Origin of the sequence: Paenibacillus ferrarius, from assembly GCF_002027705.1 — a bacterium.
GTDB classification, from domain to species: domain Bacteria; phylum Bacillota; class Bacilli; order Paenibacillales; family NBRC-103111; genus Paenibacillus_E; species Paenibacillus_E ferrarius.
In genome coordinates this window covers 218885-229793 of record NZ_MBTG01000009.1, presented here as the reverse complement: position 1 = coordinate 229793, position 10909 = coordinate 218885, and the positions used below count along the sequence as shown (strand labels likewise).

General features: G+C 46.8%; 8 protein-coding genes. 5 read left to right on the top strand and 3 right to left on the bottom strand.

The features are described from left to right. Positions 1-259: 259 nt before the first annotated feature. From BC351_RS11620 to BC351_RS11610, 3 genes are read right to left on the bottom strand one after another with little or no spacing between them, the layout of a single operon-like run. A complete protein-coding gene (locus BC351_RS11620; protein ID WP_079412018.1) occupies positions 260-1402 on the bottom strand; it encodes an ABC transporter substrate-binding protein in 1143 nt (380 codons plus the stop codon). Between the two features lie 28 nt (positions 1403-1430). Further along, the gene (locus tag BC351_RS11615) at positions 1431-2258 is read right to left on the bottom strand and encodes an ABC transporter permease (protein WP_079412016.1); all 828 of its coding nucleotides are present in this window, start codon (positions 2256-2258) and stop codon (positions 1431-1433) included. Next, positions 2200-3027 (bottom strand): ABC transporter ATP-binding protein, encoded by an 828-nt coding sequence (locus BC351_RS11610; RefSeq protein WP_079412013.1) that lies wholly within the window; start codon positions 3025-3027, stop codon positions 2200-2202. Before BC351_RS11610 ends, BC351_RS11615 begins: the two co-directional genes overlap by 59 nt. A 255-nt stretch (positions 3028-3282) precedes the next feature. On the opposite strand from BC351_RS11610, the gene BC351_RS11605 reads away from it, so the two are divergent. From BC351_RS11605 to BC351_RS11585, 5 genes are all read left to right on the top strand, one after another. After that, the gene (locus BC351_RS11605; protein WP_158082055.1) at positions 3283-5082 is read left to right on the top strand and encodes a sensor histidine kinase; all 1800 of its coding nucleotides are present in this window, start codon (positions 3283-3285) and stop codon (positions 5080-5082) included. Between the two features lie 3 nt (positions 5083-5085). Then, positions 5086-6675, top strand: a complete 1590-nt coding sequence (locus tag BC351_RS11600; RefSeq protein ID WP_079412008.1) for a response regulator — start codon at positions 5086-5088, stop codon at positions 6673-6675. Between the two features lie 126 nt (positions 6676-6801). Continuing rightward, positions 6802-8142 carry an ABC transporter substrate-binding protein gene (locus BC351_RS11595; protein WP_079412006.1) on the top strand — a complete coding sequence of 447 codons (1341 nt, stop codon included), beginning with the start codon at positions 6802-6804 and terminating at the stop codon, positions 8140-8142. An 81-nt stretch (positions 8143-8223) separates the two neighbouring features. Beyond that, positions 8224-9102, top strand: coding sequence for a carbohydrate ABC transporter permease (locus tag BC351_RS11590; RefSeq protein ID WP_079412003.1), 879 nt, complete (start codon positions 8224-8226; stop codon positions 9100-9102). A 12-nt stretch (positions 9103-9114) separates the two neighbouring features. After that, positions 9115-9957, top strand: a complete 843-nt coding sequence (locus BC351_RS11585; RefSeq protein ID WP_079412001.1) for a carbohydrate ABC transporter permease — start codon at positions 9115-9117, stop codon at positions 9955-9957. Positions 9958-10909: the final 952 nt, after the last annotated feature.

Here is a 10909-nt window from a genome sequence, read left to right as displayed (position 1 = left end):
TGCATGCTTTTGAAGCGATTTCCTGATTATAGGAAGAAATAACAGGAAAAGCCTGCATAATCGCAGGCTTTTCCACTTTTTCATGCGATTCAGTTGAGAAAAACTGTATTATCGCAGGTTTTCGTCCCATGAACGGTTCCACCTAACTCGGGGATAGCCGTGGCTCCCCCAATTATGGGAATTCAGTCATACCTGAGACTACTCAGCCCCATAAACTCTGTTCATGTCCCCAATTTGTTCATTTCCCTAACCTGTCCAGTCACGGCGCCCAAGTCACTAAGGCGGGATCGACCGCTTTTAAGAATGAGGTTTGGATAAACTCTTTTAAGTCAGGTATGGCTTTGATTTTTTCGTTTTTGAGCAGAAAGGTAGAGATGCTTGTTAAGGAATCAACAACTTGAGGCGTAATGTCCAGTGCATATTTGTTTAGCTGGAAGATACTTTTGATCGTTTCGATATCGGTTTCTAATGTCTTGCTAACGAAAGCTGCGGATTCGTCGGGATTCGATTTGATGAAGCTTGCCGCTTTGCGTAAAGCGCGGAGTGCGGCTTTGGTCGTTTCCGGGTTTTTGTCTAAGAAGTCTTTATGGCCGACGAGCAGGGAGTAGGAAGCGAACAAGGCTTGAGGTCCTTCGGCCCCAGGGATGTATGATTGTGTAGCAGTCAGAAGTTGAAAACCGCCTGCTTCTTTGACGCCTTTAGCTGCAATAGGCTGCCAAATGACGAAGGCATCGACATCTTTTTTCTGAAATGCAGGTAAAATTTCGGTTGGGCCAACTTTAAAAGATTGGATAGTGCCCAGATCAAGTCCGTATTTTTCAACAATTTTGAGGAAAAAGGCTTCTGATGCGGTTCCTGAAACATAGGCTACTTTTTTTCCTTTTAAGTCATCTGGTTTTTTGATTTTATCCGGATTGACGACAAGGGTTTGAACGCCGGATATATCGGAATGCTGGGCAATCGCTTGGAGAGGCAAACCTGAAGCTTTGGCAATTAGCGGGGGGATATCCCCTGTGGAACCCAATTGAATGCTTTTGGAAGCGATGGCCGAAACGACATCAGGCCCTGCCGCGAACAGTTTGATATCAACGGTCAAGCCTTCTTGTTGAAAAAATCCTTGCTCCTTCGCAATAATCAGAAGCGGAGAGAGCTGCGGATCGCGTCCGGAACCGATGGTGAGGGAAGTCGTTTCCAGCTTGGCGGCAGCCGCAGGAGTGCTTGTGGCAGAGGCGGCTGCCGGTTTATCCGAGGATTGAGCTGCAGGAGATTGGGCGGCGGAGGCTGGTGAAACTGTAGGGGCTGATGCTTGCTGGGTTTGCCCGCATGCTGTCACCAATAAAGCGATCAGCAAGAAGAGTGTGATGGTTAGAATGCGAGTGGACTTAGGGTTGAATACATGCATAAGGATTATGGCCTCCAGAATGAAATCGTTATTTCCAACGAATCAGATAGGTTTCTAAAGCGATTAGCAAACGGTTGATAGCGAGTCCCACAAGACCAATGGCAATCATACCGACGAATACTTGGTCTGTTTTGTACAAGGCTCTGCCCTCTTGAATGAGAAAGCCAAGCCCGGCATTAGCGGCGATAAGCTCAGAGCCAACAAGGCAAATAAAAGCCATGGAAATGCCGGACCGCATACCGATGACAATATTCGGAATGGCAGCACGCAAGGTAACGAAGTAGAAAATATGGAAGCGACTGGCTCCCAGGGATTGCGCCGCTTTGATGTGCAAAGCTTCGGTTTGGCTGACACCGCCAATGATATTCAGCAGGAGCGGGAAAAAAGCGCCATAAACGATTATGAAGATTTTGGACATTTCACCGATGCCAAACCACAAAATAGCCAAAGGAATCATGGCAATTGGGGGAATCGGGCGAATGAGCTCGATGAGCGGATTGAGGGCATTTCGTAGAAATTCCCAAGTGCCCAAAGCAACACCAAGAGGAAGCGCGAGAATGAATGCGAGGAGAAAGCCAAGCAGTACGCGTTGAAGACTCGCTTGTATATGTGTAATCAGCGATCCGTTACGCAGCATGTTTGCTGCTGTGTCGGCAACTTCCAGAGGACTGGGAAGAAGGGCAGCCGGAAGCCACTTTAGCCAAGTGATGGCAAGCCAGATCGCGAGTACCATAATGATGCCAATGGAGCCCACCAGTGTTTTTCCACCGTAAGTGAGCAAGGGGGATTTGGTGATTTTATGGATATGAGGCAAGGATGGGTTCCAAGATTTGGTTGCTGGGCTTGCTTTCTCCATGTGCAGGCGGCTCCTCTCTGAGTACAGAACGGATCAACTTCTGATAGCGGAAAAGACGATCATCATTTCGATCCCGGATGTGCGGCAAATCCAAAGCAAGGTCAAGGGCGACGCGGCCAGGTCTGGGCAAAAGAACAAGAATGCGATCAGCCAAATATAAGGCCTCTGAAATGCTGTGTGTGACGAATATACAAGTGATTCCGCTCTTTCTTTTAATCTCCAGCAGCTCGCTCTGCATGGTTTCTCGGGTTTGTTCATCCAGTGCGGCAAAGGGTTCGTCCATCAGCAGGATGGAAGGCTCATTCGCTAAAGCTCTTGCAAGGCTGGCCCGTTGTTTCATCCCCCCGGATAAACGGTTCGGGTAATACGAGGCGAAGCTTTCCAGTCCTACCAAGCGCAAACAGTGCTCTGTTAAAGAGGAGCGTTTGGCTTTAGGCAAACCGTTCATTTTGGGACCTAACGCGACATTCTGCTCGACGGTAAACCAAGGGAATAAGGCATAATCCTGGAAAACGACACCCCGTTCCTTCCCAGGTTTGGTGATCCGTTGACCTTGCAGCGTGATAGTGCCTTCATAGGTTTGGAAGCCGGCGATGCAGTTCAACAAGGTTGTTTTGCCGCAGCCGCTTGGACCAAGCAAACAGATGAATTCTCCTTCATTGACTTGAAGGTTTAGTGGATGTAAGACGTGGTGAAGCTGGCCTGGCAGCGGGCCGGAGTAGGTCACGCTCACATCTTTCAATTCCATGAATGCCTCTTCATAGGGCATTTGATCACCTCCTCCAATAACAAAACCAATAATTCCGCTGAGAATTATATGTATTGAATTTTATTGTATCAGTCGTCCATTTTTGTATCCAATATGAAAATAGCTATGGTTCTCATTGCTCAAATCCAATAAAGGGTTCGTCAACTTCGCGCTTGCAGGATCAGGATGCCTTCGATAAAACCAGTTGATTAAGCGATATTTCAATGCTAAGCTGAATCCTTTACAATGTGATTAATTATGCATAAGGGGGCCGTTATGCCATTTTACCAACATATCCTTTCGCTGCATTGGTTTCGCAATCAACGCATTTGGTATAAAATCATTGTCATCTATTTTCCGCTTATTTTTGTCCCTCTGTTTGTGCTGGGGTTTGTGTCCAATCATGTCTATACGGATGCAATTGTCAAAAAGACTATTAAAAACGTCTCCGACAATTCCTCGTTAATTATTACGCGAATCACAGGCATGTTGACGAATGTGGAGAGCTGCGCCAATATGCTGACGATAAATCTCAACAAGGTTATTGTCGAAGACCCGCAAACGCAGGGGGCTCCGGAAACAAGCTTGCAAATGTATACGCAAATTACGAATCAATTGAGCTTTGCCTTGCTCGTATTCCCGGATGTGCAGTCCGCTGCGTTCATTGACACGAGCAATCGTATTTTTGGCTCAAATCTGCTGCTGGAGCGGAATCTGGAGCTTGTCCGCAGCAGTGAGATGCTGAAGCAGATTGACGGCTCCAGCGGCAACAATATTTGGTTTCCTATGCAGAGGCGCGATTATTTGACGCACGATTCGGATGAGACTGTCATGACGCTGGGCAAGCGGATTGTCAATATTTATACGGGGCAGAAGCTGGGAATTCTCGTTTTGAACATCAAGGAAAGCTCGCTGTCGGCGATTTATCAGAAAATCGGCTCTATCCAGGATGGCAGCTATTTTATTGTCAACGATACCGGGGTTGTTGTCTCTTCGCAGCAGCCGCAGGATGTGCTTCAAGAAGTCGCTGATCCGGCTATGAAGGAGTGGATCACGTCCAGCACGCATACGTCGGATCTGACTTCCTTCCAACATGAGAAAACGCTCGTTGTCAGCTCTGACGTTCCAAGCTTTGGTTGGAAGCTTATTTCGATGGCTCCGCTGGAATCGTTGACCGCTGATACACGTAAGATTACGCTGCTAATTGTTCTGATTGGTTTGGTTTGCTTATTTTTTGCCTTGCTTGGTGCCGGCATGCTTTCGCAATTAATCGCCAAGCCGATTATGGGGCTGACCAAACATATGAAGAAAGTCAAGGAAGGCACATTGGATCATGAATTTCAGATTGATTCTGAAGATGAAATCGGACTATTGGCCTCAGGGTTCAATGCGATGATTCGGCGAATTCAAGAGCTGCTGACGAACATTAATTTTGAGCAAAAGAAGAAGCGGGAATATGAGCTTGCGCTCATTCAGGCGCAGATCAAGCCGCATTTTCTGTATAATACGCTGGACGTTATTTATACGTTATCCGAGATGGGGCGCGCCAGAGATGTGCAGCGAACGACCAAAGCGTTAGCTGACTTTTATCGGGTTGCCCTGAGCAAAGGGCGAGAAACGATTACGCTGGAGGAAGAGGTTCATAATGTGAAGGATTACTTATCCATTCAGCGTATCCGTTATTCCGATGTGTTTACATTTGAGTTCGACATGCATAATGAAGTGCTGACGGGTCTTATTCCGAAATTAACCATTCAGCCGCTGGTTGAAAATGCGATTTATCATGGTTTGAAGACGAAGGGGAGTCTTGGGCTGCTGAAAGTAACGGGAGAAATCGTCGAAGGGAAAATTCGGATCATCGTCAGTGATGATGGGGTCGGAATGCCGCCTGAACGGCTTGAAGCGCTGGTGTCCAAGCCGGAAACAGAGCAGGAAGCGGTCGGTTACGGGCTGCGCAATGTCAAGGATCGCATCCAGCTCTATTTTGGCGAAGAGTATGGGCTGCAAATTGAAAGTCAATTGGGGCAGGGAACCAAAGTGACCTTATGGCTGCCTTTTCAAAGTGAGGAAGGATAAGACATGCAGAAAATATTAATTGTGGACGATGAATCTATTTTTCGAGAATACTTGCGTACGGCCTTGGATTGGGAAGCCTACGGTTTTGAAATTTGCGGAGAAGCCAAGAATGGCCTCGAGGCGCTGGAACAGGTTGAGATCCATCAACCGGACATTGCTCTCGTGGACATCACGATGCCATTTATGGACGGGCTCAGTTTGACGGAGCAGCTCAAAGAACGCTACCCTGCGACCAGTGTCGTGCTGATTACAGGTCATAACGAATTTGATTACGCACGCAAAGCGCTCAAATTAGGTGTAGAGGATTACATTCTTAAGCCATTTTCGAAAGATGAGCTTACGCTGACGCTTCTTAAGCTGCAAAAGGAGCACCAGCGGGTGCAGGAAGAGAAATCTACATTGAAGGAAAATCAGCTGCTCATGAAAGAGAGCTTTCTGAATCATTTGCTGAGTAGTGAATACAATCATTCCGATGAGGAGACACGTCAAAAGCTTGGGCAGTTCGGCGAATGCTTCGATTCCTCCTGTTTTGTCGTGGCCTGTATCGAGATTGATAATTTGGACCTCAAATGGAATAAAGTGAGTGAACGATTGCTGTGGAAATATGCGGTAACGAACATTCTCAATGAAGCATTGGAGGAAACGGAAAATCATTTGATCTTCAATGGGCCAGAGGGGCGCATTATTTGCTTGGTGGAGCATCAAGGGAAGGGGAGTTTGGAAACACCGCCGCTGGGCGGCTACGAGAAATTATGTTTCCTCATCAAGAAATATTTGAAATTTACGATTACGGTTGGTGTCGGTCGAAGTCAGTCCGGCTATAAAGGGATTCGTTCCTCCTATTTGGAGGCGCTTGAGGCGCTGCAGAACAAATTTGTGCTGGGACATGATCGGGTTATTGCCTATGGCTCAGGTGCGCTGGAGAGCGGTGGACAAGCGTTTTATCCGACTGAGGTGAACGAGGATTTACTTGTGCAATTACGCATGCAAAATGAGGAAAAGGTTGAGGCTAAGCTGGAAGAAATCTTTCAATCCATTCGTGAGCAGCGGCTGTCTCTGGAGTATACCTATGTCATCAGCATGGGCTTGATTTCGGTCTGCTTGTCTTATGTGACAGAAACGGGACATCCGATCGAGGACTGCTTTGGCGAAGCCTTTTTCCCATACAGTGAAATTAAGCGGTTGGCATCAATTGAAGCCACATCCGAGTGGATTAAGCAGTTGTTTCGTCAAGCCATTGTCTATACCGGCAAGCATCGGAAGACACGCTCATCGAAGATTGCCCAATCCGCCAAGGAGTATATTGAGCAGCATTATGGCGACACTGAGCTGCAACTGGATCAAATCGCCCAGCAGGTATTTATTAATCCCAGCTATCTTCGGGCTGTCTTCAAGAAGGAAATCGGGATGACTGTAACGGATTATGTCACGCATGTCCGCATGCATAAAGCGAAGGATCTGCTCGGAAAAGGGAACATGCGCCTAGCGGATATTGCCGAACTAATTGGCTTTAGTGATCCTAGCTATTTCAGTAAAAGCTTTAAGAAGTTTTTTGGCTACTCTCCTAGTGAGTATGAAAATAATCGTTTGTAAGGGATATTCGCAAATGTGCGGATTTTACAAGAAGCCCGCAGTTATTCCATTATCACAAGGCTCATTTCCTTCTATACTGGGGTTGTAAAGAAGACAAATGCACATAATGCCTGGGAGGTCAACCAAATGAAAAAAATGGCAGTCACGCTTGTAAGCTTACTTGCTGCTACGAGTCTTGCCGCTTGCGGTTCTACGAATACAGCCAAAGAAGGAAGCACCGCAACGACGCCGGCGGCTACGGCAGCAGCAACATCAGCAGCCGTGAAATCGGACGCCAAGCCGGTTAAGCTTCGAATTTATGCGCAATATGCGGATGAAGATACGAAAACACCTTATGACTACGCCGTTGCCGAATTGAAGAAGGAAATGCCAAATGTAGAGCTGGAGCTTGATATTCAAGCGCAAGATGATGGTCAGAAGCTGAAGACCTATGCTGCTACAGGCAATTTGCCGGACATTTTCCAAGCAGGGCTGGACATTATTGATACATTTAAAAAATCGAACAATATTTTGGTATTGGATGACTACGTAACGAAATTCGGTTTCAAGGATAAAATGCAGCCAAGTGCCATGAATACACTGATTACAGATGATGGCCACTCGTATGCTTTCCCTTATGCCGGCAATGAAGTAGCGCTTCTTTACTACAACAAAGAATTGTTTGAGAAAAATGGCGTGAAAGTGCCAACAACCTATGATGAAATGATGGCAGCGGTCCAAGCGTTCAATGGCAAAGGCATTACGCCGTTATCTATTTTTGCCAAAGAAAAATGGCCGTGCGTGGCCCTTTATGACATGTTCGTTTCACGTGCAGAACCTGCAGGCGTGACGAAACTGGATAAAGGTCTTGCCAAAGCAGAGGACGCAGCTTACAAAACAGCTGCTGACAAAATCATTGAGCTCGTTAAAGCAGGGATGCTGCCTAAAGGCGCAACGAACTTGAACTACGATCAAGCGGCAGCGCTTTATCATGAAGGCAAAGCAGCCATGTTCATTAACGGACAATGGGAAATTGAAGCAGCAACCAAAGCGCTTGGCGATAAAGCCGGCTACATGTACCTTCCGGCTGCGGATGCAGCTGCGTACGAAAAAGGCAAAACAGCGTTCAGCGGCAGCGGCGGACCTGGCGGCTATGCCGTATCGGCCAACACCAAAGACAAAGAGCTTGCAGCCAAAGTCGCATCCTTTATTTCCTTGAAGTACGCGGAATACAAATACACGAACCGTGGCAACCCGATCGTAGCGACAAAAGTGGATAAGCCTATCGTGAAGCAATTCCCGCCGATGATGGAGCAGCTTTCCAAAGATATTCCGAAAATGACAAGCACGACGGCATTCTCATGGGGATTGTCCAATCCAAAATTCAAAGCAGCATTGGAAGATGCTACACAGAACCTGTTGACGGGTAATTACACGTCGGATCAATTCGTGAAAGATTTGAATAAAGCAGCTGTTACCGCGAAATAAACAAGGTTTCTATGGACAAGGAAACTCACACTGGATCGCAAGACCGGTGTGAGTTTTCTACTAAAAAAGGGAAGTGATGACATGCGCAAATTCATGGGAAATAAGGCAGCTATCATGCTCTTCACACTGCCTGCACTCCTTTTGTATACAGTTATTGTGTTTTATCCGATTTTACAAACGTTTTATCGCAGTACATTCGAATGGGATGGACTAAGCGAAGGCACTTTTATTTATCTGGACAACTATATTCGCTTGTTTCAAGACAACATTTTCTACACTTCACTTTATAATGGTCTTGTTTTTGCAGGTATCCTGGCCGTCGTTCAGATCGGAATCGGCAGTGTGCTTGCTTTTGCCGTGGCCGAAGGGTTCAGAGGAAGCAAGTTTCTGCGTATTAGCTACTTTATTCCTGTGGTTCTTTCGATTACGGTTGTGTGTCAGCTTTGGCTGGCGATGTATAACAGTGAATACGGCTTGTTCAATAAATTGTTCGAGGCGCTTGGGATCTCCTATCGCCAAGATTGGTTGACAAGCAGCAAAACCGCGATTTTTGCCATTGCTTTCGTCAATGCCTGGCAGTACATGGGTTATCAATTCGCGCTCCTATTGGCAGCTGTGAAGTCAGTTCCCGAGCAATATTTGGAAGCTGCGCGGATTGATGGAGCATCCAAGTGGCGGGCGCATTGGTCCATTACGATTCCGATGTTAGCTGAAACATACAAATTTTGCTTAGTGTTGGCGATTACGGGCGGACTCAATGCTTTCGCAAACATGTTCATTATGACGGGCGGAGGCCCGGGGAATTCTACCTACACCTTGACGTACTTGATGTATCGCTCTGCTTTCCGCGTCGGTGAGTTCGGGTATGGCAGTGCTGCGGCAGCTTTCCTTGTGATTGAGTGCTTGATTGTAACATTGGCTATTAACCGTTTGATCGCTAGAGAACGAATTACCTTTTAAGGAGGATGACAGATGAACGGAATACTCAAATTGCGTAAAAAGAATCCGCTCCTGGGCATCTTCTTATGGGTGTATGCAGGATTGTCGGTATATCCGCTGCTATGGATGGTCTTTTATTCGCTGAAAAATAACAATGAAATCTTCGTTACGAATCCATTTGGTCTCCCGACGCATCTGCGTTTCGAAAACTATGTGGATGCATGGTCCAGATTCAATGTCCCGGTATACTTCAGCAACAGCTTGCTGGTTGCCGCCGCTACTGTCGTAGGAACGATTGCCCTTGCGGTAACTTTCTCTTATGCGGTTGCCAGAATGCAATGGCGTCTGAAAGAAGCAGCTAGAATTTACGTCGTTATCGGGATGTTCATTCCCGTACAAGTTATCATGATTCCACTAGCCATTCTCGTGCGCGATTTCCACTTGGCCAACACGTATTGGGCGCTGATTATTCCCTATATTGCCTTCAATATTTCCTTTTCGAGCATGGTATTCTACGGTTTCTTCCGCAGCATTCCGGTTGAGCTCGAAGAATCAGCTTGTATGGACGGGGCAAGCATTTACCGAACTTTTTATGCGATTATTTTGCCTATTATTAAGCCGGCGATTGCCACAATGGTTATCTTCGTCTTCTTGTCAGCGTGGAACGAGTTCACCATGGCGCTGATCCTAATTACCAAAGAGTCGCTGAAAACACTGCCGCTTGGGCTGTTGTTTTTCCAAGGCCAGTTCACAACAAACTGGGGAGCCATGGGCGCGGCAATGACCATTGCCAGTGTGCCGACTGTACTTGTCTATGTCCTGTTCAGCGAGCAAGTCGAAAAAGCGTTAACCGTAGGATCAGCAGTAAAAGGTTGAGGTTTATTCTTGCTGCGAGCGGGGCGAAGCAGGGAAGTGCAGAAGCACAGCGAAAGTAGGGAAGTGCGGGAGCGCAGCGAAAGCAGGGAAGCGCGGAAGCGAAAGCAGAGAAGTGCGGGAGCGAAGCGAAAGCAACGAATGGGCTGGGCGCGGAAGGGGTGTCCTTAAGCAGGGAAGTTGCTTAAGGTCAGCATCCTTGTGTGCAAGCCCACGTTTCTTATTTTGCTAAATTCCTGCAAATATGCATCCTTTTTGGTCTTGGAAGGGCCCAAATCAATAGATTCCTGCAAATATGCAGGCTTTTGAGGCTATTTCTGGATTAGAGGATGGAAACGCTCGAAAAGCCTGCATAATCGCAGGCTTTACTCATTTTCAGCCGATTTCGTGGGAAAAGCCTGCATTTTTGCAGGCTTTCGCGTATTGGGACCCTGCGGCTTGAGCGAATGGAAGCGCAAAATCTCAAAGCAGAAAGACATTAAGCTATTCACTACTTAGCATGTCGGAAAATTTCATTTTATCAGCTCACGTTCGTCATTTAAGTAAACAGCAGCAGATCTCGACTAGAGAATAAAAGCCTATAAGTCCCTTTATATAGGGGCTTATAGGCTTTTTCAATTAGGCTCACTTAACCACTGTTTATAGGTGGAACTGAACTAGAGTACCTTCTAATTATCACCCTTGCTCACCCAGAAGGTGACATTGTCGCCCTCTTAGCCTTTGGTGCCAGCCGGCGGGTCTTGTCTAATGACAGTTCCCTTCGGCAAATCGTTTGCCTCAATGAAAAGATTGTAATGCAGCTCATCTTGCTTATTTTGCCGAAATTCTGGAAAGGCCCAAATCAATAGATTCCTGCAAATATGCAGGCTTTTGGGGCTATTTCTGGAGCAGCTGATAGAAACGCTCGAAAAGCCTGCATAATCGCAGGCTTTACTCATTTTCAGCCGACTTCGAG

What these genes read in the sequence shown, in the direction of transcription:
- BC351_RS11605 (WP_158082055.1), top strand. Translation starts at nt 3,283, where the DNA reads ATGCCATTTTACCAACATATCCTTTCGCTGCATTGGTTTCGCAATCAA.
- BC351_RS11590 (WP_079412003.1), top strand. Translation starts at nt 8,224, where the DNA reads ATGCGCAAATTCATGGGAAATAAGGCAGCTATCATGCTCTTCACACTG.
- BC351_RS11615 (WP_079412016.1), bottom strand. Translation starts at nt 2,258, where the DNA reads ATGGAGAAAGCAAGCCCAGCAACCAAATCTTGGAACCCATCCTTGCCT.
- BC351_RS11585 (WP_079412001.1), top strand. Translation starts at nt 9,115, where the DNA reads ATGAACGGAATACTCAAATTGCGTAAAAAGAATCCGCTCCTGGGCATC.
- BC351_RS11595 (WP_079412006.1), top strand. Translation starts at nt 6,802, where the DNA reads ATGAAAAAAATGGCAGTCACGCTTGTAAGCTTACTTGCTGCTACGAGT.
- BC351_RS11600 (WP_079412008.1), top strand. Translation starts at nt 5,086, where the DNA reads ATGCAGAAAATATTAATTGTGGACGATGAATCTATTTTTCGAGAATAC.
- BC351_RS11610 (WP_079412013.1), bottom strand. Translation starts at nt 3,027, where the DNA reads ATGCCCTATGAAGAGGCATTCATGGAATTGAAAGATGTGAGCGTGACC.
- BC351_RS11620 (WP_079412018.1), bottom strand. Translation starts at nt 1,402, where the DNA reads ATGCATGTATTCAACCCTAAGTCCACTCGCATTCTAACCATCACACTC.